Consider the following 24600-nt stretch of genomic DNA (forward strand, 5'->3'; position numbering starts at 1 on the left):
GGACTGTGGAGTTTGTGTGGAGACTACAACTGCAGAACGACTTCCACCCCGGCTTCGACGTTGCCGATGCGCATCGAACCACCGTGCAACTTGACCACCTCTTCGACAAAATTGAGCCCGAGACCAGTGCTTTTACGTCCGCTGTCCGGGCGTGGCAGGGAGTAGAAGCGCTCGCTCAAGCGCGGCAAGGCGTAGTCGGGAATCGGCGTGGTTTCGTTGAACAGGCGAAGCTCGACCCGCTCACCGATTTTCTCGGCGCCGAAGCGCAGCAGACCGTGCGACGGAGTGAAATCCAGTGCGTTCTCCAGCAAATTGCCCAGCGCCTGACGCAACAGAAACGGCTCGCCTATCAACGCCAGATCCGGCGCGATGGTTTGCTCGATCCGCAGTTGCCGACCTTCGATGCGTGCCATTTGAGCCTGTAACAGCTCATCCACCAGCGCCGCCAATGGCACTGCGACGCGTTCCTCAAGACCCTGCCGCTGTTCGACCTGAGCCAGATTGAGCAGGCGTTCGATCAACTGCTGCATCCGAGCACTTTCACTGTCGATGTTGCCGACAAAACGTAGGCGCTGATCCGCCGGCATCTCGCCCTGCAACAACTCGGCGGCACCGCGAATGGCGGCCAGCGGGCTTTTCAGTTCGTGGGTCAGGGTGTGCACATAGCGCTCGACGTAGGCTTTGCCTTCGAGCTGGGTGCGCATCTGTTCCACGGCGGTCGCCAACTGCTCCAGCTCGCCGCCGCGATAGTGCGGCACCGCCACCCGACGGCCCTCGCTCACGGCCTGGGCGTACACGGTCAAGCGGTGCAGCGCGCGACTGAGCCACCACGACAGCACGGCGCCAAGCAACAGGCCGAGGCCGATCAATCCGGCGCCGTAACCGAGCAAGCGGCGTTCGGTGCGATCGACATAGGGCTGCAGTGAACTGTTGGGTTTGGCCACGGTGACCACGCCGATGATCGCGCCGTTGTCGCGAATCGGCGCGCCGACATGCATCACCGAGGAGTTCGGGTCATTCGGGTCACTGCGGCTGGAGCGTGCGCCGTATTCGCCGCGCAGGGTCAGGTAGACGTCATTCCAGCGCGAATAGTCCTGACCGACCGCGACACCGCTGGAATCCAGCACCACGATGCCCTTGGCGTTGGTGACATAGATGCGATGGTTGACCTGGTTTTTCGCCAGGCCCCAGATCGTTGCCTTCGGCTGGCGTTCGCCATAGGCGCGGAGCAATTCCGGCCATCGATTCTGGTTGAGGGTGCCGGCCTTGAAATCGTCCCGCAGGATTTCCGCCATCAGGTTGGCGGTGTCGACCAGGGTTTCTTCGGTGGACTGGCGCACGCCGGGGCGGATTTCTTCCATCACGGTGTTGAGCACGAAATACCCGGTGAGGCCGATGAACAGCACGTACACCAGGAAAATCCGCAGCCCCAGCGACATCAGCTGTGCCCCGGGCTGTAGCTGTAGCCGAGGCCGCGATGGGTCTGGATCGGCTCGGCCTCGGCACGCACCAGACGCAATTTGGCGCGCACGCTTTTGATATGGCTGTCGATGCTGCGCTCGTAACCGGCATCCGCCGCCACGCCCAGCGCATCGAGCAATTGCTCGCGGCTGAACACGCGCTCGGGTTGTTCGAGCAGGCATTGCAGCAGACGGAATTCGTGGCGAGTCAGGCTCAGGGGCTGGCCGCGATAGCTGATCTGCACACGTTCGGGATCGATGCGAAACAGCGCCGAGGACGCCTCAATGACCGGACGTGGCGCCATGCGCTTGAGAATCGCCCGGACCCGCGCCGCCACTTCCCGTGGGCTGAACGGTTTGACCACATAATCATCGGCACCAATCTCCAGGCCCACCACGCGATCGATTTCGGCATTGCGCGCGCTGAGGAACAGTACCGGCACTTCGCTAAAGCGACGCAACTGTTTGCAGGTCTCGAAGCCGCTGATGTCCGGCAAGCCGATGTCGAGGATGATCAGATCCGCCGGGGTCTGGCGCTGATGCTCCAGCGCCGCCGCGCCCAGGCTCAGCCAGGTCGTGGTGAATCCCTCGCCCTGCAAGGCAAAAATCAGCGTGTCGGCAATCGCCGCTTCGTCTTCGACAATCAGGATATGAGGCATGGCGTCCGAGCCTGTGGGTTAAGTGCGCGAACGGTGCCCCAAGCCCGGCGTTACGTCAATGAGACCACCAGCGTCGCGTCTCACAAATGCGTTCCTTTTTTGACGAGTGGCTGTTGTCGTCAGGCAAGGCGCCGCGACGAGTCATAGCCCGCTATGGCGAGGAGCGGCAACGCAGCATGACGGCAACAGACACCGTCAAAAAGGAACAGCATTTGCGAGACACGACGCTCGATCAGCAATCAGGTTTGTCAGCGGTGAAGCGTCGTGCCGGGTTCACCGCCGCGCCGAACTCGCGCAAGGCCTTGGCACCGATCAGCAACGGGTAGTTGAAGTTGCTGCGGTCGGTCAGGTTGACCTCCACGGTACGCTTGACATCGCCCAGGCACAGCTCCAGATCGACCACCGGGCGCTTGGCGACTTCGGTGCTTTCGCCCTCGTCTTCTTCATCCGAGCGACTCTTGATCTTGCTGATCCGCGCGACCTTGTGTTCGTACACCTTGTTGCTGGCGTCCTTGGTGGCCAGACGGAAACGCACCCAGTCTTCGCCGTCGCGTTTGAACGTCTCGATGTCCTTGGCCGACAGCGAGGCGGTCAGTGCGCCGGTGTCCATCTTGGCCTTGAGCACTTCGCCGCCGATTTCCGGCAGCGCGATGTATTCGTAACGACCGTACAGGGTCGGTTCGGCGGCGAGCACCGGCAGGGCGACGAGGGAAAGCAGTGCAAGGAGGGATTTCACGTAAGGGGCTTCCTTGGGAAATGGGGGCGTCAGACGCGAGATTTTAGACCGTTGTTTACTTGATCGTTCCCACGCTCCGCGTGGGAATGCATCAGGTGACGCTCCGCGTCACAGGGACGCAGAGCGTCCCCGGCGGCGTTCCCACGCAGAGCGTGGGAACGATCAGACTAACGCGCCACAGGTGAAACATTCGTCACCGGCGGATTTGGCCTGCCGGCCGAAGCCACTTATCATGGCGCGCCCATCCGTTTTCCAAGAGTTGCTTATGCGCCGCCTGCTCACCGGCTGTTTCGTCACCCTGCTGCTGTTGTCCAACACCCTGGTATTGTTCGGCCCGCTGATGGTGTTCGCCGTGCTCAAGCTGATCCTGCCCGGGCGCTTTCGCGACTATGCCTCGTGGGCGGTGATGTGGATCGCCGAAACCTGGGCGGAAATCGACAAGCTGATCTTCCGCCTGTGCATCCCCACGCAATGGGACATTCGCGGCGGCGAAGACCTGCGCAGCGACACTTCCTACCTGGTGATCAGCAACCATCAGTCCTGGGTCGATATCCCGGCGCTGATCCAGACCCTCAACCGACGCACGCCGTTCTTCAAGTTCTTCCTCAAGAAAGAGCTGATCTGGGTGCCCTTCCTGGGCCTGGCCTGGTGGGCGCTGGATTACCCGTTCATGAAGCGCTACACCAAGGCGTTCCTAGCGAAGAACCCCGAGCTGGCCGGCAAGGATCTGGAAATCACCAAAGCGGCGTGCGAACTGTTCAAGCGTCAGCCGGTGACGGTGGTGAATTATCTGGAAGGCACGCGTTACACCGCCGCCAAAAGCACTCAGCAGCAATCACCGTTCAGCCACCTGCTCAAGCCCAAAGCCGGCGGCGTGGCGTTCGTACTGGCGGCGATGGGCGAACAGCTGGACGCGATTCTCGATGTGACCGTGGTTTATCCACAGCAGAAGATTCCGGGGTTCTGGGACCTGATCAGCGGCAACGTGCCGCGCGTGATCATCGACATCCAGACCCGCGAGCTGGATCCGGCCCTGTGGCAGGGCGATTACGAAAATGATCCGGTGTTTCGCGAGAAGGTCCAGAACTGGGTCAACCAGCTCTGGACTCTCAAGGATCAGCGCATCGCCGAACTCAAGGTCGAGCGCCGCTGAATCAACCGTTGGTGCCGGTGCCCCAGATGCTGCCCAAGCTTTGCAGCAGCGAACCGCCGACACCCTGTTGACCGAGATATTGCAGGAGGATCGGGGCAAACTGGCCGACCATCCCGCTGTCCATGCCCAACGCACCGAAGGCGTTGTTCAGGTCATTGGTGTCCTTGACGTTGCCCAGCGCATTTTCCAGCCCGGCGGACTTGCCCGACGAGCCGAGCAGACCGCTCAACGCCGCCAGACTGCCAGCGCCACCCGACAACTGGTCGATACCCGGTACTTCCTTGGCCAGTTCGGAATAATCGGTGCTGCTCAATTGGTTCTTCGCCAGGCCCAACATGGCACTGGTGCCACCCACCGCTTGTTGTGGCGTGAGGTCCAGTGCGCTCAGCGCACTCAACAAGCCAGCGGTTTCCGAGGTCGGCGCGGCCGTCGCAGCCTTGTCACCGCCCTGCATGCCCGATACCACGCCGGCCACATCATTCAAACTGAAACCGGCAAACACCGGCCCTGCCGCCAGGGTCAGGAGCGATGCCAGGGCAAAACCGCGTGAAATCTTCATTCAGACATCCTCTTGTGGCGTGAAGACCGCCCGGATACAGGCGATCAAACTGCCGGTTTGACCGGGTAGGCGGCAGCATGTTCCGGCGTGCGACTGGATATTCACATCCTGTTTGTGAAGGAAGCGTGACGCGCTTTCAGCCAAAGGACCGCTCCGTTATTTCTGACCTTCATAAAAAGTCGGGCGTTGATGCCGAATGGATTTCTTTACCTGTCAGATATGACAGTTACCGTGCCATCGGAACTGGATTACCGTGGATTTGCATCAATGATCCGGAAACAGCGAGGGGCAGGCGTCAGCCATTTGAATAGGAGATACGGTAATGGAAAAGCAATGCGTACCGCGCAATGAACTGCTTGACCCGGATATGCCGCCGATCATCTTCTGCATCAACCCGGACGATCCGATCATCAAACATATCAAAGCGGGGCAGAAGGTGACTTATGACCTTGTGCGTGGTGATAACGGCCAGTTTTATGCAGTCGACATCAGACTGGCTCAGGATTAAGGACGTCTCCTGAGAAGACTGCGCAAGTTTGCAATTCCGTAGGTTTACAAACTCAATCGAAGCGGGAAGCATCAAAATGTCAAACAGAGCTCAAGGTACAGTCAAGTGGTTCAACGACGAGAAAGGATTTGGTTTCATCACCCCGAAAGATGGGGGGCCTGATCTTTTTGTTCATTTCAAGGCAATAGAAACAGACGGTTTCAAAAGTTTGAAGGAAGGGCAGACCGTAAGTTATGTAGCCGAACCAGGGCAAAAAGGAATGCAGGCCGCACAGGTGCGACCCGAGTAGAAACCTCGCCACAAAGACCAGCTCAACTCGTTTCCGACAAAAAACGGCGCTCAAGAGCGCCGTTTTTCATTTGGATCTAATTACGCCGCACTGAACAACTTGTGCGGATCAATCACAAACTTCTTCGGCACGCCGGCATCGAACTCGCCGTAACCTTCCGGCGCCTGGTCGAGGCTGATGACTTGCACGCCCACCACTTCGGCGATGTTGATGCGGTCCCACATGATCGCCTGCATCAGCTGGCGGTTGTACTTCATCACCGGGGTCTGGCCGGTGTGGAAGCTGTGGGATTTGGCCCAGCCGAGGCCGAAACGGATGCTCAGGCTGCCCATTTTCGCGGCAGCGTCCACGGCACCCGGATCCTCGGTCACGTACAGGCCCGGGATACCGATCTTGCCGGCGACGCGCACCACGCCCATCAGCGAGTTGAGCACGGTGGCCGGGGCTTCGGATTTGACGCCGTCGTGCCCATGACCACGGGCTTCGAAACCGACGCAGTCCACTGCGCAATCCACTTCAGGCTCGCCCAGCAGCGCGGCGATCTGTTCGTGCAGCGGGGTGTCTTTCGACAGGTCGACGATTTCGAAACCCTGAGCCTTGGCGTGGGCCAGGCGGATGGTGTTGACGTCGCCGACGATCACCACCGCAGCGCCGAGCAAACGGGCGGAGGCGGCAGCGGCCAGACCGACCGGGCCAGCGCCGGCAATGTAAACGGTGCTGCCCGGACCGACGCCAGCGGTAACGGCGCCGTGGTAACCGGTCGGCAAAATGTCGGAGAGGCAGGTCAGGTCACGGATTTTCTCCATGGCCTTGTCGCGGTCCGGCAGTTTCAGCAGGTTGAAGTCGGCGTACGGCACCAGCACATACTCGGCCTGGCCGCCGGTCCAGTCGCCCATGTCGACGTAACCGTAGGCACCCCCGGCACGGGCCGGGTTGACGGTCAGGCAGACGCCGGTGTGTTGCTCCTTGCAGGAACGGCAGCGCCCGCAAGCCACGTTGAACGGAACGGAGACCAGGTCGCCGATTTTCAGGCTTTCGACGTCGCTGCCCTTCTCGATCACTTCACCGGTGATCTCGTGTCCCAGCACCAGACCGACCTGAGCGGTGGTACGGCCGCGCACCATGTGCTGGTCGGAGCCGCAGATGTTGGTTGAAACCACACGCAGGATGACACCGTGCTCGATCTTCCTGCCGCGCGGATCCTGCATTTTCGGATAGTCGATTTTCTGTACTTCGACCTTGCCAGCGCCGAGATACACCACACCACGATTGCCAGACATGCTTTCACCTCGCTGTTGTTTTTATGGAACCGCGCCGCCCAGGCAGGCAGTGCGTTAAGTGCTCGGGTACAGATGCTGATTCTTGTGTTGCCTGTTATGGCCTCATCGCTGGCAAGCCAGCGATAGCGGCCTAGAGAACGACCGTGCGATTGGCGTTCAAAAAAACCCTTCTTTCAATGTGATACCCAACAGCCCGGGCCAGGGTCAGGCCTTCGATGTCGCGGCCCTTGGCGATAAGGTCTTCGGGGTAATGACTGTGATCCACCGCCTCGACGCCCTGGGCGATGATCGGCCCCTCGTCGAGGTCATTGTTGATGTAGTGCGCGGTTGCGCCCACCAGCTTCACGCCCTTGTTGTAGGCCTGGTGATACGGTTTGGCGCCCTTGAAGCCCGGCAGCAGCGAGTGGTGAATGTTGATCGCCTTGCCATCGAGCTTGCGGCACAGCTCCGGCGACAGCACCTGCATGTAGCGGGCGAGGATCACCAGTTCAGCGCCGGCCTCTTCGATCACCTGCCACACCTGCCGCTCCTGGGCCGGTTTGTCGTTGGGGTCGAGGGGAAAATGGTAGTAGGGAATCTGGTGCCAGTCGGCCAGCGGCTTGAGGTCCGGGTGATTCGACACCACCGCCGCCACGTCCATCGACAACTGGCCGATGCGCTGGCGGTAGAGCAAATCGTTAAGGCAGTGATCGGCCTTGGAGACCATGATCACCACTTTTGGCCGGTAGTTCGGCGCGGTCAGCTCGAAGATCATGCCGAACGCCTGACCGCGTTCGGCGAGGCCGGCGCGGAAGGATTGCTCGTCAAAACCGTCGGGCTGACGGAACTCCACCCGAATGAAGAAACGGCCCGAGAGCCGGTCATCGAACGAATGGTGCTCGGTCACGTAGCAACCCTGCTCGAACAGAAAACGCGTCACCGCGTCCACGGTGCCGAGAACGCTGGGGCAGTCGGCGGTCAGAATCCATGTATCCGGGGCGCGGCTCATCGTTTTCTCCTGATCAGGCCTGAACGCTGAGGCCGTATTCGGCGGACGCATCCTGCAACCACAACCACCAGTAATCCGAGAAGCTGCGACGGATCAGCAGTTCCCAGGTGTCTTCGGCGGTATGGCGAATCATCAACTGCGACTTGGCGAACACCGTGCCGACAGCCTTGCCGACCGGGAAGTTGTTCGGGTGCACGTCGTAGCTGGTGGATTTCATCAGCACCTGACGCACGTTCGGGCCGCTCAGTTCGAGAATCTGCTGGCCGCCGCTGACATTGACGATTGCGATGTGCAGATCGCCCAGCGCTTCGCGCAGTTTCTGCTCGGCGGCGAACTCTTCACCGCTCGGCACGATCAGCAGCCACTCATCCGGGCCCATCCATTGCAGGCTGGTTTCACCTTTGACGATGACGCTCAGGGCGCCCGGCAACTCGATGCCCAGCGCCTTGTGCACACCGGCGGCGAACGCGGCATCGTGGCCGTCGCCGCGGATGGTCAGATGGCCGAGGAGTTTCTTTTCGCGCACGGTCACACCGGCGGTCTTGCGGCCCTTGCCGACCAGGCTGGCGAGGTCGGCGTGATGCAGCGACGACTCGGCCTTGGCCCCGGTGGTCGGGCGTTGTTGGTAAACGTTGGCTGCGGTCATAAAGCACCTATTCTTTTGTTTGATCGTTCCCACGCTCTGCGTGGGAATGCCGCCATGGACGCTCTGCGTCCGCTCTTGGGACGCGGAGCGTCCCGGGATGCATTCCCACGCAGACGGTTCGACGCCTCGACGTGGGAACGATCAGTGTCAAATGTTCTGGCGATCGCCTTTCGGATCGAAGAACACCGAAGAAACGATTTCCGCCTCGATCACGCTGCCGTCCGCCAGCGGTGCGAACACCCGCTCGCCCATGCGCTTCAGACCGCCCTTCACCACGCCCATGGCAAACGAATAGCCGAGGGAGTTGTGCGCGTAGCTGGAGGTCACGTGGCCGACCATGGTCATCGGGATCGACTGCTTGGTGTTGAACACCAGCTGTGCACCTTCCGGCAGCCAGACGTTCGGATCGATCGGCTTCAGGCCCACCAGCTGCTTACGCTGGTCACGCACGCAGTCTTCACGGTTCATGCCGCGCTGGCCGATCCACGAGAACGGTTTGGTGCGACCGACGCACCAGCCCATGTTCAGGTCGTCCGGGGTCATCGAGCCGTCGGTGTCCTGGCCGACGATGATGAAGCCCTTCTCGGCCCGCAGCACGTGCATGGTTTCGGTGCCGTACGGGGTCAGGTTGTACTGCTTGCCCGCCTCGACGATTTTTTCCAGCACGCCCATCGCGTAATCGGCCTGGACGTTGACTTCGTACGACAGCTCACCGGTGAACGAGATACGGAACACCCGCGCCGGCACACCGCCGACCAGACCTTCCTTCCAGGTCATGAACGGGAACGCTTCGTTGGCCAGGTCGATGTCGGTCACGGCGCTGAGCAGCTTGCGGCTGTTCGGGCCGGACAGGGTCATGGTCGCCCAGTGGTCGGTGACGGAGGTGAAATACACCTTCAGGTCCGGCCATTCGGTCTGGTGGTACAGCTCCAGCCACTGCAGGACGCGAGCCGCGCCGCCGGTGGTGGTGGTCATGACGAAATGGTTGTCGGCCAGACACGCCGTCACCCCGTCGTCGAAGACCATGCCGTCTTCCTTGCACATCAGGCCGTAACGGGCCTTGCCCACGTCGAGCTTGGTCCAGGCGTTGGTGTACACGCGGTTGAGGAACTCGCGGGCGTCCGGGCCCTGGATGTCAATCTTGCCCAGGGTCGAAGCGTCCAGCAGACCGACGCTATCGCGCACAGCCTTGCATTCGCGTTTGACGGCGGCATGCATGTCTTCGCCGTTTTTCGGGAAGTACCACGGACGTTTCCACTGACCGACGTCTTCGAACTCGGCGCCGTTTTTCAGGTGCCATTGATGCAGTGCGGTGTAACGCACAGGTTCGAAGATGTGCCCGCAGTGACGGCCAGCTACCGCGCCAAACGTCACCGGCGTGTAGTTCGGACGGAACATTGTGGTGCCCATCTGCGGGATGGTCACGTTCAGCGAACGGGCGGCAATCGCCAGGCCGTTGACGTTGCCGAGCTTGCCCTGATCGGTGCCGAAGCCCAGCGCGGTGTAGCGTTTGACGTGCTCGACCGACTCGAAACCTTCGCGGGTCGCCAGTTCGATGGCGGCGGCGGTCACGTCGTTCTGCAGGTCGACGAATTGCTTCGGCGCCCGCGAAGTGCCCTTCTCGTGGGGCACCTGGAACAGCGCCAGGGTTGGTTCTTCGAGACGGCTCAGGGCTTTCGGCAACACGGCTTCAACGGCCTGGAAACCGGCTTCGGACGCAGCGCGCACGCCGCCTTCAAAACCGTCAGCCAGCGAATCGCCAAGACCGTAGACGCCATTGATGCCACCGACGCACACGCGTTTCTGCGGTGCTTCGCCCGGTACGAAGCCGAGGATGTCTTCGCGCCAGATCGGCTTGCCGCCGAGGTGCGACGCCAGGTGAACCACCGGGCTGTAACCGCCGGAGCTGGCGATCAGGTCGCAGTCGAGCCATTCGCCCGGGCTGGTGACCTTGTGGCCTTTGACATCGATCGCCGCCACGCGGGCAGCGGTCACGTGCTTGCTGCCACGGGCCTCGATCACGGCGCTGCCGGTGAGGATACGAATGCCTTTGGCGCGCGCCTCTTCAACCAGTGCACCACGCGGATTGCTGCGGGCGTCGGCGATGGCGACCACCTGCAGGCTGGCGTCGAGCCAGTCCAGCGCCACGCGATAGGCGTGATCGTTGTTGGTCGAGAGCACCAGCTTTTTGCCCGGCGCCACGCCGTAACGGCGCACGTAAGTCGACACAGCACCGGCGAGCATGTTGCCCGGCACGTCGTTGTTGCCGTAGACCAGCGGACGCTCGTGAGCGCCGGTCGCCAGCACCACACGTTTGGCGCGGACGCGGTGGATGCGCTGACGCACCTGGCCGATCGGCGCGCGGTCACCGAGGTGATCGGTGAGGCGTTCGTGAATGGTCAGGAAGTTGTGGTCGTGGTAGCCGTTGACCGTGGCGCGCGGCAACAGCAGCACGTCCGGAGTGCTCTTCAATTCAGCGATGACGCCGGCCACCCATTCCATCGCCGGTTTGCCGTCGAGGCTTTCGCGGGAATCGAGCAGGCTGCCGCCGAACTCTTCCTGCTCGTCGGCGATGATCACCCGCGCACCGCTGCGCGCAGCCGCCAGTGCAGCGGCCAGACCGGCCGGGCCGGCGCCGACGATCAGCACGTCGCAGTGCTGGTTCATGTAGTCGTAGGTGTCCGGATCGACTTCGGTCGGCGAACGGCCCAGGCCGGCAGCCTTGCGAATGTACTTCTCGTAAGTCATCCAGAACGATTGCGGGTACATGAAGGTTTTGTAGTAGAAACCCGGCGGCATCAGCTTGCCGCCGACCTTGCCGAGAATCCCCATCATGTCGTTGTTGACGCTCGGCCAGCCGTTGGTGCTGGTGGCGACCAGGCCTTGGTACAACGCCTGTTGCGTGGCGCGCACGTTAGGGATCTGGGTGGCTTCGGTAGCACCGATCTGCAGCACCGCGTTCGGCTCTTCGGCGCCGGCGGCGAAGATGCCGCGCGGACGTGAATACTTGAAGCTGCGGCCAATGATGTCGACGCCGTTGGCCAGCAGAGCTGCGGCCAGCGAGTCGCCTTCAAAACCTTTGTAGGTCTGGCCGTTGAAGGTGAAGCTCAGCACTTTGTTGCGGTCGATCCGTCCACCGTTGGACAGGCGATTGGTCTGGCTCATACCTTCTCTCCCAGCGCCGTCGTGGCTGTTTTCGCAGTGTCAGCCTTGTCGGTGAATTGCGGCTTGGTGCCGATCTTGTAGGTTTCGAGAATCTCGTAGGTCACGGTGTCGCGGGTGACGTTGAAGTACTGGCGGCAACCGGCGACGTGATCCCACAACTCGTGGTGCAGACCGCGCGGGTTGTCGCGGAAGAACATGTAGTCGCCCCACTCCTCGTCGGTGCAGCTTGCAGGGTCCAGAGGGCGCGGGATGTGCGCCTGGCCGGATGCGTGGAATTCCTCTTCGGAGCGCAGTTCGCCGCAGTGAGGACAGAAGATATGCAACATGGGATTTCTCCTGTTAGTGGGCGACAGCCGCAGCGCCGTGTTCGTCGATCAACGCACCGTTGTGGAAACGGTCGATGGAGAAAGGTGCGGCCAGCGGGTGCATTTCACCCTTGGCCAGGCTTGCGGCAAACACGTTGCCCGAGCCAGGTGTGGCCTTGAAGCCACCGGTGCCCCAACCGCAGTTGAAGAACATGTTCGGTACCGGGGTTTTCGAAATGATCGGGCAGGCGTCCGGCGTGGTGTCGACGATGCCGCCCCACTGACGGTTCATGCGCACTCGCGACAGCACCGGGAACATCTCGACGATGGCCTGGATGGTGTGCTCGATCACCGGGTACGAACCGCGCTGGCCGTAGCCGTTGTAGCCGTCGATACCGGCGCCGATCACCAGGTCGCCCTTGTCGGACTGGCTGATGTAACCGTGCACGGCGTTGGACATGATCACGCTGTCGATGATCGGTTTGATCGGCTCTGACACCAGCGCCTGCAGCGGGTGGGATTCGATCGGCAGACGGAAACCGGCAAGCTTGGCCATGTGCCCGGAGTTACCGGCGGTGACTACACCGACGCGTTTGGCGCCGATGAAGCCCTTGTTGGTTTCAACGCCGATGCACACGCCGTTTTCCTTGCGGAAACCGATCACTTCGGTCTGCTGGATCAGATCCACGCCCAAGGCGTCGGCGGCACGGGCAAAACCCCAGGCCACGGCATCGTGACGGGCCACGCCACCGCGACGCTGAACGGTTGCGCCCATCACCGGGTAGCGGGTGTTTTTCGAGCAGTCGAGGTACGGAATTTCGTCCGCGACCTGCTTGGCGTTGAGCAGTTCGCCGTCGACGCCGTTGAGACGGTTGGCGCTGACCCGACGCTCGGAATCACGGATGTCCTGCAGGGTGTGGCACAGGTTGTAGACGCCGCGCTGGGAGAACATCACGTTGTAGTTCAGGTCCTGAGACAGGCCTTCCCACAGTTTCATCGCGTGTTCGTACAGGTGAGCCGACTCGTCCCACAGGTAGTTGGAGCGAACGATGGTGGTGTTGCGCGCGGTGTTACCGCCGCCCAGCCAGCCCTTCTCGACCACGGCCACGTTGGTGATGCCGTGCTCTTTGGCCAGATAGTAGGCCGTCGCCAGACCGTGCCCGCCGCCACCGACGATGACCACGTCGTAGACCTTTTTCGGGGTCGGCGTGCGCCACATGCGCTGCCAGTTTTCGTGGTGGCTGAGGGAGTGTTTGAAGAGGCCGAAGCCCGAATAGCGTTGCATAGTCATGTACTCCAGAACGCTCAGCGATAAACCGGGAAGTCAGCACACAGGGCCGAAACCTGCTGGGCGACGTTGGCCTCGACATCGGCATCGCCGAGGTTGTCGAGGATGTCGCAGATCCAGCCGGCCAGCGTCACGCACTGGGTCACCTTGAAGCCGCGAGTGGTCACCGCCGGGGTGCCGATGCGCAGGCCGGAGGTGACGAACGGCGACTGCGGGTCGTTCGGTACGGCGTTCTTGTTGACGGTGATGTGCGCGCGACCGAGGGCGGCGTCGGCGTCTTTACCGGTGAGGCCCTGACGGATCAGGCTGACCAGGAACAGGTGGTTGTCGGTGCCGCCGGACACTACATCGTAGCCACGTTTGATAAATACGCTCGCCATCGCCTGGGCGTTGTCGATCACTTGTTGCTGATAGGCCTTGAAGCCTGGCTCCAGCGCTTCCTTGAAGCACACGGCCTTGCCGGCGATGACGTGCATCAGCGGGCCGCCCTGGGCGCCGGGGAATACTGCGGCGTTGAGCTTCTTCTCGATTTCTTCGTTGGACTTGGCCAGGATCAGGCCGCCACGCGGACCGCGCAGGGTCTTGTGGGTGGTGGTGGTGACCACGTCGGCGTACGGCAGCGGGTTCGGGTACAGACCGGCAGCCACCAGACCGGCGACGTGGGCCATATCGACGAACAGCAGCGCACCGACCTTGTCGGCGATCTGACGGAAGCGCGGGAAGTCGAGGGTTTTCGAGTAGGCCGAGAAACCGGCGACGATCATTTTCGGTTTGCACTCGACGGCCAGACGCTCGACTTCGTCGTAATCGATCAGGCCGGTTTTGGTGTCGATGCCGTACTGCACGGCGTTGTACAGCTTGCCCGAGGACGAGACCTTGGCGCCGTGGGTCAGGTGACCGCCGTGGGCCAGGCTCATGCCGAGAATGGTGTCGCCCGCTTGCAGCAGGGCCAGGTACACGGCGCTGTTGGCCGAGGAACCGGAGTGCGGCTGGACGTTGGCGTAATCGGCGCCGAACAGTTGCTTGGCGCGTTCGATGGCCAGCGCTTCGACCTTGTCGACGTGCTCGCAGCCACCGTAGTAGCGCTTGCCCGGATAGCCTTCGGCGTATTTGTTGGTCAGGCCGCTGCCTTGCGCTTGCATCACGCGTTTGCTGGTGTAGTTCTCCGACGCGATCAGCTCGATGTGATCTTCCTGACGTTGCTCCTCGGCATTCATCGCCGCCAGCAGTGCATCGTCGTAACCCTGGATCTGGTCTTGCTTGCTGAACATCGCGTCTCTCCCAGCGGCATCTGTGCGCCATTCGTCTCGGTAAGGCACGGCGTTCAGCCAGTGCCCTTTGATGCGATGGTATGGCCGGCGCAGGGAGGTCAAATGCCTACGGACGCCACGCAAAGGTGCGTTTACGACATGGCAGAGACGACGGACTCAAACAAGCAGCTGGCGCAGGGCCAGAAGAACCACGAAATGCGCGGGATAGAGCGCATAAGCCCAGCGCCGCATGGGTGGCGCGTGGAGGCAAGTGGCGTGTCGCAACAGGAACACTCCGAGCAGTGGCGCGATCAGGCAGATTGCAATCCCGAGGATGGCGACCAGGTTACCGAACTGCGCGGATTCGTAGAGCACCCGCCATTGATTCGCCGCCAGACACACCAGCCCCGGCAGCAGGCTGAAATACCAGGGTTTGCGAAACACCAGCAACATCGCCAGCGGCAGCAGGACACCGAACAAACCGAACATCAGTCGCTCCGGGAACAACGCGGCCACCAGCAAAGCACTGACGCCCAGCAGTCGCGAAATCAGCGCTCGATCCTGCCAGCCCCGCGCCACCAGCAGGCCCAGCGCCAGGGTGGGCATTACGTTCAAGGTGTCGGGCTCGGGAATGTACAAGCGGTAGGGAATCTCGCTGAGCAGGCTGAACAGCAGCAACCAGCCCAGATAGCGCCACTCGGTCTTGCGCGCGCCGTCCCGCGCCAGATTTGCCGCCATCGCCAGACAGAACCAGGGGAACGCCAGCCGCCCCGGCACATACAGCCAATCGGCGCTGATCCCGACATATCGCAAGTGATCGAGCAGCATGCTCAGCAGCGCCAGCCACTTGAGCAGATCGAGTGCGCCGTCGCGCCGGCTCAGGTGCATAATCGGCTCGCATCCCTGTAATGTTCTGACAGCGACATCCCGTGTGCTCCCCGGATGATCTTCGGTAAAGTGCGCACCATCATTGACCAACGGAGCGCCACAAGCGCGCCGACCACGGAAGCCGGCCATGACCGACAAGAGCCAACAATTCGCCAGCGACAACTATTCCGGTATCTGCCCTGAAGCCTGGGCTGCCATGGAACAGGCCAACCACGGCCACCAGCGCGCCTATGGCGACGATGAATGGACAGCCCGCGCCTCGGATGATTTCCGCAAGCTGTTCGAGACCGACTGCGAGGTGTTCTTCGCCTTCAACGGCACCGCCGCCAACTCCCTCGCGCTGTCGTCGCTGTGCCAGAGTTACCACAGCGTGATCTGCTCGGAAACCGCCCACGTCGAAACCGACGAATGCGGCGCGCCGGAATTCTTCTCCAACGGTTCGAAACTGCTGATCGCCGGCACCGAAAACGGCAAGATCACCCCGGCCTCGATCCGCGAAGTCGCCCTCAAGCGCCAGGACATCCACTACCCGAAACCGCGCGTCGTGACCCTGACCCAGGCCACCGAAGTCGGCAGCGTCTACACCCCGGAAGAAGTCCGCGCCATCAGCGACACCTGCAAGGAGCTGGGCCTGAACCTGCACATGGACGGCGCGCGTTTCTCCAACGCCTGCGCCTTCCTCGGCTGCTCGCCGGCGGACCTGACCTGGAAGGCCGGCGTCGACGTGCTGTGCTTCGGTGGCACGAAAAACGGCATGGCGGTGGGTGAGGCAATCCTGTTCTTCAACCACAAACTGGCCGAAGACTTCGACTACCGCTGCAAACAGGCCGGGCAACTGGCGTCGAAGATGCGCTTCCTGTCGGCGCCGTGGGTCGGCATCCTGGAAAACGACGCCTGGCTCAAATACGCCCGCCACGCCAACCACTGCGCGCAACTGCTGGCCGAACTGGTCAGCGACATCCCGGGCGTGGAACTGATGTTCCCGGTCCAGGCCAACGGCGTGTTCCTGCAGCTCTCGGAACCGGCGATTGCCGCCCTGACCGCCAGGAACTGGCGCTTCTACACCTTCATCGGCAAGGGCGGCGCCCGCTTCATGTGCTCGTGGGACACCGAAGAAGAACGCGTACGCGAACTGGCGCGCGACATCCGCGAAGTCATGTCGGCCTGTTCTCCTCCTCCTTGATCGTTCCCACGCTCCGCGTGGGAATGCATACCGGAACGCTCCGCGTTCCTGCCCCACCACTGATGTAACGCCAGGCACCGTCATGACGCGGAGCGTCAAAGGCTGCATTCCCACGCAGAGCGTGGGAACGATCAAAAGCTACAGATGACTTTTCCCACCGCCGCTACAGACTTCGCCTCTAGCGCGATCACTCCGACCACCCCACTCTGCTCGTCCCCCCGTCGAGGCGTCGAGCCGTCTGCGTCGGAGTGCATCCGGGGACGCTCCGCGTTCCTCTCAGCAGCACCGCAAGATTCAAGGATGAATCCCATGGGCCGAAGCCGCTACACCATCACCGAACCCGACAAGCCTCACTTCCTGACCTGCACGCTGGTGGAGTGGCTGCCACTGTTCGTCCGCCCTTATCTCGTCGACCACCTGCTCAACTGTTGGCGCTATCAACAACCCCCCCAGCAACTGAAGCTCTACGGCTACGTGATCCTGGAAAACCACCTGCATTTCGTCGCCCAGGCGCCTGACCTGAGCAAATGCCTGAGCCAATTCAAATCCTTCACCGCCCGACAGATCATTGATGACCTGCAAAACAGGGGCGCCGAAAGAGCATTGAAGCGCCTTCGCTTCAGCAAACGGGCACACAAGGAAGATCGGGTGTATCAGATGTGGCAGGAAGGCGCTCACGCAGAGATGGTCTACAGCGAAGAAGTCATGCGTCAGAAACTCGATTACATCCATAACAACCCGGTAAAGCGTGGTTATGTGGAGTTACCGGAACACTGGCGGTATTCAAGCGCCCGAAACTATGCAGGGCTGGATGGGTTGATCGAGGTTCAGCGCTGGTACTGAAGCTCCCGGTATCCCACACGCAGATCGTTCCCACGCTCTGCGTGGGAATGCATACCGGGACGCTCCGCGTTCCTGCCGCACCACCGATGCAACGCCAGGCATCGTCATGACGCGGAGCGTCAAGGGCTGCATTCCCACGCGGAGCGTGGGAACGATCACCACTCAAAGCGACAACTGACTCTCTTACCGCCGCCACAGTCGCCTCCTGACGCTCGGTCACATCGACCTCCTTACCCTTCTCGTTCCCACGCTCCGCGTGGGAACGATCGGCGATCAGGCTCCCTCCCGTTTCAGCTCCATCGTCTACATTGTCTGTCGAGCCATCGCTCACATAACAATAAGCAGGAGCATCCGCATGTCGCTGAAAGACAAAACCCTGTTCATCACTGGCGCCAGCCGTGGCATCGGGCGTGAGATTGCGCTGCGGGCCGCGCGGGACGGGGCCAATATCGTAATCGCGGCCAAGAGCGCCGAGCCGCACGCCAAGTTGCCCGGCACCATCCACAGTGTCGCCGCCGAAGTCGAAGCGGCCGGCGGCAAGGCTTTGGCGCTGCAACTGGATGTGCGTGATGAAGACGCGGTGCGTCAGGCGCTGGCCCAGGCCAATGAACATTTCGGCGGGATCGATGCGCTGGTGAACAACGCCGGGGCGATCAAGTTGACCGGTGTGCAGCACATCGAGCTCAAGCGTTTCGACCTGTTGCACCAGATCAACACTCGCGCGGTTTTGCTGTGCAGCCAGGCGGCCCTGCCCTACCTGAAGAAATCCTCCGGGCACATTCTCAACCTGTCACCGCCGCTGAATCTGGCCAGCAAATGGTTCGCGCAATACAGCCCCTACACCGTGACCAAGTACGGCATGAGCATGCTGACGGTCGGGATGAGCGAGGAATTCGCCAACTACGGGATCAGCGTCAATTCGCTGTGGCCGCAGACCATGATCGCCACGGCGGCCATCGAATTTCAGCTGGGCAATCGCGAGTCGTTCAAGCATGCGCGCACGCCAGCGATCATGGCGGATGCGGCACATGTGATTCTGGACAGCAGCGGACGGCGAATTACCGGACGGTTGTTGATTGATGAGGAGATTTTGCGCGAAAGCGGTGTGACCGAATTCGATCATTACCGTTTTGAGCCGGGGAGTGATGCGAAGTTGATGACGGATTTGTTTGTGGATTGATCAGCAAGTCTGTGAAATCCCCCTCACCCTAGCCCTCTCCCAAAGGGAGAGGGAACCGACCGAGTTGTTTTGGCGAGCTACATCGACCTGCAAGACCTTATCGATTATGGATTCGGCAAAGAAAATTCAGGTCGGCGTATTCCTAGAGCATCCCCCAATCAGCTCCCTCTCCCTCCGGGCGGTCCGACGTTTCGGGAGGGCTGGGGTGAGGGGCTTTTGAAGTACCACTCAATACTCGATCCGAACATCCCCCTTCGGCACACTGCAGCAAGAAAGAATGTACCCCTCCGCCTCGTCGTCCTCGGTGATCCCGCCGTTGTGATCCATCTCCACCTCGCCACCCAGTTTGAGCACCTTGCACGTCCCGCAGATCCCCATGCCGCAGGCTTTCGGGATCATCAGGCCGACCTTCGCAGCCGCCGCATGCACGGTCTCGCCCGGCGCAACGCGGATGCTCTTGTCTGAAGAAGTGAATTCCACCAAGTGCAGATCCGCCGCCGGGACTTCCGGTGCTTCCGCCGCCTGCTCGGCCTGTTCCACCGCGTCGGCACGGGCTTCCGGTGGCGTGGCGCCGAAGGATTCCTCGTGATAGCGCTTCATGTCGTAGCCGGCGTTTTCCAGCAGGCGCTTGACTGCGGTCATGTACGGCGTCGGGCCGCAGCAGAAGACTTCGCGCTCGAGGAAGTCCGGCACCATCAGTTCCAGCATCTTGTGGTTGAGGTAGCCGCGATAGCCGGCCCACGGCTCGCCCAGCCCATGCTTTTCGCAGATCAGGTGCAGGCTGAAGTTGTCGATCCGCGACGCCATGTGTTCCAGCTCGCGGTGGTAAATGATGTCTTTCGGCGAGCGGGCGCTGTGGATAAACGTCATGTCGACGTTGCCGTTGGTGTCGTAGAACCAGCGCGCCATGGACATCACCGGGGTGATGCCGACACCGCCGCTCAGGTACAGCACTTTCGGGCTCGGGAAGTCGATGGCGTTGAACAGCCCGACCGGCCCGTGCACCGCCAGCTCCTGGCCTTCATGCAGCGTGTCGTGCAGCCAGTTGGACACCTTGCCCCCCGGCACCCGCTTGATGGTTACCGAAAAGCTGTACGGCACCGACGGCGAGCTGGAGATGGTGTACGAACGCATGATCGGCTGGCCTTCGATTTCCAGCTCCAGGGTCACGAACTGCCCGGGTTTGAAGAAGAACAGGATCGGTTGGTCGGCCATGAAGCAGAAGGTGCGCACATCCCAGGTTTCCTGGATGACTTTGACGCAACGGACGATGTGTCGGCCATTGGCCCAGGTCTGGGTGGTGACCGGATTCAGGAAGCTGTTCGACATGCTGTTCTCCACGGCCGACTGTCGGCCTTCATGTGGCGATTCTGCGTATAGCGCGAACGCCCCGTTTACCTATCCGCGACATTGACATACTTATCGCGACCAGCCCCCAACCACCGGGGGTTGCGCGTCGGGAACAGATTGCACCATGTCGCCCATGGATAAGGTTCCGGGCAGCGGCGGCCCCACACTCGCCCCAACACAAACAGATTCTTTACACCTTGCGTTGCACCCTTTAGCCGCACACCCGATCAGCCACTTTCGCGGCCACGCAGATGGCCTTGAGGAATTCATCGATGGACACCGCAAAAATCAGCCTGGGCGACCCGCTGGAACCCGCACGCAAGGCCACCGCACAAATGCTCCAGGAACGCGAGCGCACCTATTCGCTGCCGCAACCGTTCTACAGTGACGAGCGCCTGTTCGATATCGACATGCAGGAGATCTTCCAGAAAGAGTGGTTGATCGCCGGCATGACCTGCGAGATCCCGGCCAAGGGCAACTACATCACGCTGCAGATCGGCAAGAACCCGATCATCGTCATTCGCGGTGCCGAAGGCGTGGTGCATGCGTTCCACAACGTCTGCCGCCACCGTGGCTCGCGCCTGTGCACCAGCGACAAGGGCAAGGTCGCCAAACTGGTCTGCCATTACCACCAGTGGACGTATGAGCTGGACGGTCGCCTGCTGTTCGCCGGCACCGAGATGGGCGCCGACTTCGACATGAAGCAGTACGGCCTCAAACCGGTGAACGTGAAGACTGCCGGCGGCTACATCTTCATCAGCCTGGCGGAGAACCCGCCGGCCATCGATGACTTCCTGTCGACGCTGAACCACTACATGGAACCGTACGACATGGAAAACACCAAGGTGGCGGTGCAAACCACCTTGATGGAAAAGGCCAACTGGAAACTGGTGCTGGAAAACAACCGCGAGTGCTACCACTGCAACGGTTCGCACCCGGAACTGTTGAAAACCCTGCTGGAATGGGACGACGTCACCGACCCGCGCGCCGATCAGGCGTTCAAGGACCACGTCGCCGCCTCCGCCGCTGCCTGGGAAGCCGAGAAGATCCCTTACGCCCACGCCAGTTTCGGCCTGCGCAACCGTATCGTGCGCATGCCGCTGCTCAAGGGCACCGTGTCGATGACCATGGACGGCAAACAGGGCTGCGCCAAGCTGATGGGCCGGATCAAGAACCCCGATCTGGGCTCGATGCGCATCCTGCACCTGCCGCACTCGTGGAACCACTGCATGGGCGACCACATCATCGTGTTCACGGTGTGGCCGATCAGCGCTCAGGAAACCATGGTCACCACCAAATGGCTGGTGCACAAGGATGCGGTCGAAGGCGTGGATTACGACGTCGAACGCATGCGCCAGGTGTGGGATGCGACCAACGATCAGGACCGTCGTCTGGCCGAAGAGAACCAGCGCGGGATCAACTCCACCGCGTACCAGCCGGGGCCGTACTCCAAGACCTATGAGTTCGGCGTGGTCAACTTCGTGGACTGGTACAGCGAGCGGATGCTGAGCAACCTCGGCGCCGAGCCTGCGCCGTACCTCAAAGGCGTGCCGGTCCAAGGCTAAAAAGCATCGCTGGCAAGTCGAATCGTGACAGATCGTTCCCACGCTCTGCGTGGGAATGCAGCCCGGGACGCTCTGCGTCCCAAAAGCGGACGCAGAGCGTCCATTGAGGCATTCCCACGCAGAGCGTGGGAACGATCACACAATCACCGCATCATTGCGATGACCACCTCACCGATCCATCCTCCCCGATAAACTCCTCGAAAATCTCCTCCCCCACCAACCTGATCTTCGCGTAGCCGTTCAACACCCGCAGCGGATAGTCCGGATCGTTGGCATCCTGCGTCTCCGAAAACAGCACCCGCGAATGCCCGTTCAGCTCGCTGGTGGTGCCGTAGGGAATCGCGCCATGTCCGGCACAGCGCGCGTGCAGCCCACCCTGCGGCGCATAGACGATGCCATTGTGCAGGTGCCCCCAGTACCAGTAATCCGGCTCGCGCCCCAGTGCATCGCACACCGGTTGATACAGCGCGGTCTTGTTGTGCCCGGTGATGTCGAAGCCCTGATGGTGGCTGAGCACCATGAGTTTCTTGCGTTTGGGCAGGCTTTTCATCCACTCGATCTGCGGCTTGTTCAACGTGCCGTCCATGTACAGGTTCATGACATCCGAGGCGTACGCCGTGTCCAGCCCGACAATCAGCCAGTCGTCATTGATCAGCGCAAAGTAGCTGGTGCCCTGCTGCCCCGGAAAACGCGCGGCCAGCTCCTTGAAATAGCCGTGGGCGCCGCTGTACATCTCGTGATTGGAGTTGAGGGTGAACGAACCGTGGGTGCCCATCGGCCAGCCGGCCATGTCGGTGTCTTCCTGGGAGTGGGTGCCGGCGTAATAGACATCCCCCAGGTGAATGGTGAAATCGGCATTGGCCAGTTGCATCTGGTTGGCCACCGACACCGCCGGCGCATGGCTGTTGAACGGCCCGGTGCCCCAGTCGCCGGCAATCGCCAGCGTCACTTCGCGATCCATGGTCACCATTGCCGGATCGGTGCCGAAAGTCGCGTGATGGCGCAGGTTCTCGATCCACTTCAGCAGCGCCTCGCTCCACAGCAGATCCAGCAGCTCCCATTTGCGGCAGCCCAGCAGCGTGCCGTCCTTGAGCACCTTGGTCTGCAGTTGATCGGGCGATTGCGGTAACGGCGTCGCGTTGCCGATACGCAGGATCGACAGGCCGTGGGACAACTCCCACGGCACCGCCGGTTCGTCGTCCGGCAGCTCGCCGTGCTTGAGCACGTATTGCGCCTGATCGTGACCGCGCTGGAGCAATTTGATAATGGCTTGAAACTCCTGCGGCTCCAGCTCGCTGATGAGCTTCATCCAGGCCATTTCGATGCGCGTGAACAGGCCGTGCAGGCGCAGCTTGACCTTGTCGTATTCGTGTTTCAGATGACCAACCGCTGACATGGCGTAATCCTCTATCCGTAGGGGGTTCACAGGGTTTTCATGAATTCGATCAGCGCACGCTTGTCGTCGTCCGACAGCGTCGTGCCGTACAGGTGACCGCTGTTGTGGTTGCCTTCCAGGCGCGTGTCGTAGGTGAAGTCCGCCGAGGCTTTGGCCTGGGCGCCACTGGTCACGAAGCCGACGTTGACCGGGTCGTAGACATCGGAGCCGGTGATGAACACCTGTGGACGTTTTTCCGGCGGTTGCAGCAAGTCCCACAGGGTCGGCACCGAGCCGTTGTGCAGATACGGCGCGCGCAGCCAGATGCCGTCGGTGGGCGTGTTGCTATAGCTCTGGGTCTTGCGGTAGGCACCGAAATCGAACGGCGGTTTCTTGAAGGTGTGGAAGGCCGCCACCAGCCCGGTGGTGAACGAGTTCAGCCGGTGCGGATCGGTGCCGAGCTGGTCGATGTTGGTGGTGACCTGCCCGGTGTCGACGCGACCGAAATCGTGACAACCCGCGCAGTTAGCCTCCCACACCGGTTTGCCCTGAGCGACCTTGGCCTGATCCAGTGCCCACGGCCACGCCGGCGCCTTGTGCCCGAGCAGCCAGTTGGTCACCCGATTGAAGCTCGGCGGCAGCACCGATTCCGGCGTCGCGCCCACGGCCATCGCGGCGGCGTAGTTGCGCTCGTGGATCTTGTTGTTATTGCCGTCCCAGTGCAGGTACATCGATTCCCGGGGTTTCTGGTTCCACACTTGCGGCAGGTCGACGGTGCCTATGGTCGAGTCATCCGGGAAGCCGAACACCACCATCTTCGTCGGGTTGAAGGTGTCGGTACGCCCCGGCCCCTGTTGCGGGCGCAGCTTCTGCCAGGCGTACGCCTGCTTCTGTTTGAGCAGCGCGGTCTTGGCCATCGGGATGATCAGGTAACGGTTGTAGATCTTCTCGAAGAAGCCGAGCTGGAACTTGCTGTTGATCGCCGCCATCACCGCGTCGGTGGTGAATTTCGGATCGCTGGCGCAATCGTAGGCGAACCACTGGAAGGCTTGCAGTTGCAGGGTGTTGGCCGGTGCGCTCGGCACATTCACCGCGACGTCGCTGGCATTCGCCCGGTAGGAACCGGTGTGGCACAGCGCACAATTCGGCTCGACGGTCGGGTAGCCGATCTGTCGCTTGGCCATGCCGATCGGCAGGTCCTTGCCGTTCTCGAACAGGAAACCGAAGACTTCCCAGCCACCGGGTTTCGGCAGCTTTTCCGGGCACATCTGCGGCAGCACCGAGAACAGGTAATACGGGATTCGCGCTTCGATGCCCAAGCCAATCGCGGCGTATTTGTAGTGGTCTTCGTCGGAGGCGTAATCCTGCTCCGGCACCACGCGGAGCATCTGATACCAGGTCTGGTAACCGATGAAGGCCAGCAGCGCCACCACGACCAGCGTGCCGACCTTGAACCCGTGACTCTGCCACTGCTGCGCCCATGCCGCCCGCCATTCGCGCCAGCCGTCACAGAGCAGCGTCAAGGGTCGGTTTTCAGGGGGGGTGCCGAGGTACAGCAGGATGCCGAGGATCAGGAAAAAGCTCAGATCGCCCATCAGCATCGGTACGAACACCGAGCCCTGGCTGCTGGTGTTGATCAGGTAGATCCAGAACGCCACGGCGATCAGCCGCGTCAGCACGCACAGCCAGGAGTGCACCACGTAGCGCGGCGCGTTGAAGCCCGACGGCATGTAGAACACGCTGATGCCGACCAGCAGCATCCCGGCGTTTTCCAGCCACGGGTCGGAGAGTTGCGGCGGCAGGCCGACCACCGATGTCAGCAACCCCGGCGCAAACAGCGCCGGGATCGCGAACACCATGTTCATCGCAATGCCGAGCCAGATGAAGCGTTGAAACCAGCGGATGTAGCTGTCCATATCAGTTCCCCAGA

The 24600-nt window shown here is 61.5% G+C and carries 22 protein-coding genes; 7 read left to right on the top strand and 15 right to left on the bottom strand.

Translation table 11 applies throughout. The features are described from left to right. Positions 1–23: 23 nt before the first annotated feature. The 3 genes from creC to rloA2 all read right to left on the bottom strand — a co-directional run bounded on the left by creC (position 24) and on the right by rloA2 (position 2855). Positions 24–1439: a two-component system sensor histidine kinase CreC gene (creC, locus tag AC07Y2_RS02045; RefSeq protein ID WP_103385393.1), complete on the bottom strand. Its 1416-nt coding sequence runs from the start codon at positions 1437–1439 to the stop codon at positions 24–26. Then, the gene (gene creB / locus AC07Y2_RS02050) at positions 1439–2119 is read right to left on the bottom strand and encodes a two-component system response regulator CreB (protein ID WP_007959816.1); all 681 of its coding nucleotides are present in this window, start codon (positions 2117–2119) and stop codon (positions 1439–1441) included. Before creB ends, creC begins: the two co-directional genes overlap by 1 nt. 232 nt (positions 2120–2351) lie before the next feature. Then, the gene (gene rloA2 / locus AC07Y2_RS02055) at positions 2352–2855 is read right to left on the bottom strand and encodes a retropepsin-like aspartic peptidase RloA2 (protein ID WP_007959815.1); all 504 of its coding nucleotides are present in this window, start codon (positions 2853–2855) and stop codon (positions 2352–2354) included. 265 nt (positions 2856–3120) lie between these two features. Between rloA2 and yihG the strand changes: the two genes are divergently transcribed. After that, positions 3121–4008: a 1-acylglycerol-3-phosphate O-acyltransferase, YihG family gene (yihG, locus tag AC07Y2_RS02060; protein WP_039768022.1), complete on the top strand. Its 888-nt coding sequence runs from the start codon at positions 3121–3123 to the stop codon at positions 4006–4008. Between the two features lies 1 nt (position 4009). On the opposite strand, the gene AC07Y2_RS02065 is transcribed toward yihG, so the two are convergent. After that, positions 4010–4567 carry a DUF2780 domain-containing protein gene (locus tag AC07Y2_RS02065; RefSeq protein ID WP_039768021.1) on the bottom strand — a complete coding sequence of 186 codons (558 nt, stop codon included), beginning with the start codon at positions 4565–4567 and terminating at the stop codon, positions 4010–4012. Positions 4568–4889: 322 nt separating this feature from the next. On the opposite strand from AC07Y2_RS02065, the gene AC07Y2_RS02070 reads away from it, so the two are divergent. Beyond that, complete coding sequence (locus AC07Y2_RS02070; protein WP_039768020.1) at positions 4890–5075, top strand: hypothetical protein; 186 nt, start codon at positions 4890–4892, stop codon at positions 5073–5075. A gap of 76 nt (positions 5076–5151) precedes the next feature. Beyond that, positions 5152–5364, top strand: coding sequence for a cold-shock protein (locus AC07Y2_RS02075; protein WP_039768019.1), 213 nt, complete (start codon positions 5152–5154; stop codon positions 5362–5364). An 80-nt stretch (positions 5365–5444) separates the two neighbouring features. Here the strand turns inward: AC07Y2_RS02075 and fdhA are convergent, their stop codons facing one another. The 8 genes from fdhA to AC07Y2_RS02115 all read right to left on the bottom strand — a co-directional run bounded on the left by fdhA (position 5445) and on the right by AC07Y2_RS02115 (position 15174). Next, positions 5445–6644, bottom strand: a complete 1200-nt coding sequence (fdhA, locus tag AC07Y2_RS02080) for a formaldehyde dehydrogenase, glutathione-independent (RefSeq protein WP_011336270.1) — start codon at positions 6642–6644, stop codon at positions 5445–5447. A 130-nt stretch (positions 6645–6774) separates the two neighbouring features. Next, positions 6775–7632 carry a formyltetrahydrofolate deformylase gene (gene purU / locus AC07Y2_RS02085; protein ID WP_007959808.1) on the bottom strand — a complete coding sequence of 286 codons (858 nt, stop codon included), beginning with the start codon at positions 7630–7632 and terminating at the stop codon, positions 6775–6777. Between the two features lie 13 nt (positions 7633–7645). Then, positions 7646–8278 carry a sarcosine oxidase subunit gamma gene (locus AC07Y2_RS02090; RefSeq protein ID WP_039768018.1) on the bottom strand — a complete coding sequence of 211 codons (633 nt, stop codon included), beginning with the start codon at positions 8276–8278 and terminating at the stop codon, positions 7646–7648. A 147-nt stretch (positions 8279–8425) separates the two neighbouring features. Then, positions 8426–11443, bottom strand: a complete 3018-nt coding sequence (locus AC07Y2_RS02095) for a sarcosine oxidase subunit alpha (RefSeq protein WP_074692149.1) — start codon at positions 11441–11443, stop codon at positions 8426–8428. Next, positions 11440–11769, bottom strand: a complete 330-nt coding sequence (locus AC07Y2_RS02100) for a sarcosine oxidase subunit delta (RefSeq protein WP_007959805.1) — start codon at positions 11767–11769, stop codon at positions 11440–11442. Before AC07Y2_RS02100 ends, AC07Y2_RS02095 begins: the two co-directional genes overlap by 4 nt. 13 nt (positions 11770–11782) lie before the next feature. Continuing rightward, positions 11783–13033 carry a sarcosine oxidase subunit beta gene (locus tag AC07Y2_RS02105; protein ID WP_003206307.1) on the bottom strand — a complete coding sequence of 417 codons (1251 nt, stop codon included), beginning with the start codon at positions 13031–13033 and terminating at the stop codon, positions 11783–11785. Between the two features lie 20 nt (positions 13034–13053). Further along, entirely contained in the window at positions 13054–14307 is a 1254-nt protein-coding gene (glyA, locus tag AC07Y2_RS02110) for a serine hydroxymethyltransferase (protein ID WP_064599942.1), read from the bottom strand. Positions 14308–14463: 156 nt separating this feature from the next. Next, on the bottom strand, positions 14464–15174 hold the full coding sequence (locus tag AC07Y2_RS02115; protein ID WP_103385392.1) for a TraX family protein: 711 nt from the start codon (positions 15172–15174) through the stop codon (positions 14464–14466). Positions 15175–15301: 127 nt separating this feature from the next. Between AC07Y2_RS02115 and AC07Y2_RS02120 the strand changes: the two genes are divergently transcribed. The 3 genes from AC07Y2_RS02120 to AC07Y2_RS02130 all read left to right on the top strand — a co-directional run bounded on the left by AC07Y2_RS02120 (position 15302) and on the right by AC07Y2_RS02130 (position 18380). After that, on the top strand, positions 15302–16357 hold the full coding sequence (locus tag AC07Y2_RS02120; protein ID WP_103385391.1) for a threonine aldolase family protein: 1056 nt from the start codon (positions 15302–15304) through the stop codon (positions 16355–16357). 309 nt (positions 16358–16666) lie between these two features. Further along, the gene (locus AC07Y2_RS02125) at positions 16667–17200 is read left to right on the top strand and encodes an REP-associated tyrosine transposase (protein WP_103385390.1); all 534 of its coding nucleotides are present in this window, start codon (positions 16667–16669) and stop codon (positions 17198–17200) included. A gap of 355 nt (positions 17201–17555) precedes the next feature. Then, complete coding sequence (locus AC07Y2_RS02130; protein WP_103385389.1) at positions 17556–18380, top strand: SDR family oxidoreductase; 825 nt, start codon at positions 17556–17558, stop codon at positions 18378–18380. 228 nt (positions 18381–18608) lie between these two features. On the opposite strand, the gene gbcB is transcribed toward AC07Y2_RS02130, so the two are convergent. Beyond that, positions 18609–19709 carry a glycine betaine monooxygenase reductase subunit gene (gene gbcB / locus AC07Y2_RS02135; RefSeq protein WP_011336281.1) on the bottom strand — a complete coding sequence of 367 codons (1101 nt, stop codon included), beginning with the start codon at positions 19707–19709 and terminating at the stop codon, positions 18609–18611. A gap of 293 nt (positions 19710–20002) precedes the next feature. Here gbcB and gbca point away from each other — a divergent pair, with 293 nt between their 5' ends. Next, complete coding sequence (gbca, locus tag AC07Y2_RS02140; RefSeq protein WP_039768012.1) at positions 20003–21295, top strand: glycine betaine monooxygenase oxygenase subunit; 1293 nt, start codon at positions 20003–20005, stop codon at positions 21293–21295. A 151-nt stretch (positions 21296–21446) separates the two neighbouring features. Here gbca and AC07Y2_RS02145 read toward each other — a convergent pair whose 3' ends face one another. Both AC07Y2_RS02145 and AC07Y2_RS02150 read right to left on the bottom strand, forming a co-directional pair. Next, positions 21447–22691 (bottom strand): metallophosphoesterase family protein, encoded by a 1245-nt coding sequence (locus tag AC07Y2_RS02145; protein WP_103385388.1) that lies wholly within the window; start codon positions 22689–22691, stop codon positions 21447–21449. Positions 22692–22717: 26 nt separating this feature from the next. Further along, the gene (locus AC07Y2_RS02150; protein WP_103385387.1) at positions 22718–24586 is read right to left on the bottom strand and encodes a c-type cytochrome; all 1869 of its coding nucleotides are present in this window, start codon (positions 24584–24586) and stop codon (positions 22718–22720) included. Positions 24587–24600 lie beyond the last annotated feature (14 nt).

It is taken from the genome of Pseudomonas sp. GW456-12-1-14-TSB6, assembly GCF_059424205.1.

Excerpts from the sequence above, each read along its gene's own strand:
- AC07Y2_RS02065 (WP_039768021.1), bottom strand. The coding sequence starts at position 4,567 with ATGAAGATTTCACGCGGTTTTGCCCTGGCATCGCTCCTGACCCTGGCG.
- fdhA (WP_011336270.1), bottom strand. The coding sequence starts at position 6,644 with ATGTCTGGCAATCGTGGTGTGGTGTATCTCGGCGCTGGCAAGGTCGAA.
- AC07Y2_RS02145 (WP_103385388.1), bottom strand. The coding sequence starts at position 22,691 with ATGTCAGCGGTTGGTCATCTGAAACACGAATACGACAAGGTCAAGCTG.
- yihG (WP_039768022.1), top strand. The coding sequence starts at position 3,121 with ATGCGCCGCCTGCTCACCGGCTGTTTCGTCACCCTGCTGCTGTTGTCC.
- glyA (WP_064599942.1), bottom strand. The coding sequence starts at position 14,307 with ATGTTCAGCAAGCAAGACCAGATCCAGGGTTACGACGATGCACTGCTG.
- creB (WP_007959816.1), bottom strand. The coding sequence starts at position 2,119 with ATGCCTCATATCCTGATTGTCGAAGACGAAGCGGCGATTGCCGACACG.
- AC07Y2_RS02115 (WP_103385392.1), bottom strand. The coding sequence starts at position 15,174 with ATGCACCTGAGCCGGCGCGACGGCGCACTCGATCTGCTCAAGTGGCTG.
- AC07Y2_RS02090 (WP_039768018.1), bottom strand. The coding sequence starts at position 8,278 with ATGACCGCAGCCAACGTTTACCAACAACGCCCGACCACCGGGGCCAAG.
- AC07Y2_RS02125 (WP_103385390.1), top strand. The coding sequence starts at position 16,667 with ATGGGCCGAAGCCGCTACACCATCACCGAACCCGACAAGCCTCACTTC.
- gbcB (WP_011336281.1), bottom strand. The coding sequence starts at position 19,709 with ATGTCGAACAGCTTCCTGAATCCGGTCACCACCCAGACCTGGGCCAAT.
- purU (WP_007959808.1), bottom strand. The coding sequence starts at position 7,632 with ATGAGCCGCGCCCCGGATACATGGATTCTGACCGCCGACTGCCCCAGC.
- AC07Y2_RS02105 (WP_003206307.1), bottom strand. The coding sequence starts at position 13,033 with ATGCAACGCTATTCGGGCTTCGGCCTCTTCAAACACTCCCTCAGCCAC.
- AC07Y2_RS02100 (WP_007959805.1), bottom strand. The coding sequence starts at position 11,769 with ATGTTGCATATCTTCTGTCCTCACTGCGGCGAACTGCGCTCCGAAGAG.
- gbca (WP_039768012.1), top strand. The coding sequence starts at position 20,003 with ATGGACACCGCAAAAATCAGCCTGGGCGACCCGCTGGAACCCGCACGC.
- creC (WP_103385393.1), bottom strand. The coding sequence starts at position 1,439 with ATGTCGCTGGGGCTGCGGATTTTCCTGGTGTACGTGCTGTTCATCGGC.
- AC07Y2_RS02120 (WP_103385391.1), top strand. The coding sequence starts at position 15,302 with ATGACCGACAAGAGCCAACAATTCGCCAGCGACAACTATTCCGGTATC.
- AC07Y2_RS02070 (WP_039768020.1), top strand. The coding sequence starts at position 4,890 with ATGGAAAAGCAATGCGTACCGCGCAATGAACTGCTTGACCCGGATATG.
- AC07Y2_RS02095 (WP_074692149.1), bottom strand. The coding sequence starts at position 11,443 with ATGAGCCAGACCAATCGCCTGTCCAACGGTGGACGGATCGACCGCAAC.
- AC07Y2_RS02075 (WP_039768019.1), top strand. The coding sequence starts at position 5,152 with ATGTCAAACAGAGCTCAAGGTACAGTCAAGTGGTTCAACGACGAGAAA.
- AC07Y2_RS02150 (WP_103385387.1), bottom strand. The coding sequence starts at position 24,586 with ATGGACAGCTACATCCGCTGGTTTCAACGCTTCATCTGGCTCGGCATT.
- AC07Y2_RS02130 (WP_103385389.1), top strand. The coding sequence starts at position 17,556 with ATGTCGCTGAAAGACAAAACCCTGTTCATCACTGGCGCCAGCCGTGGC.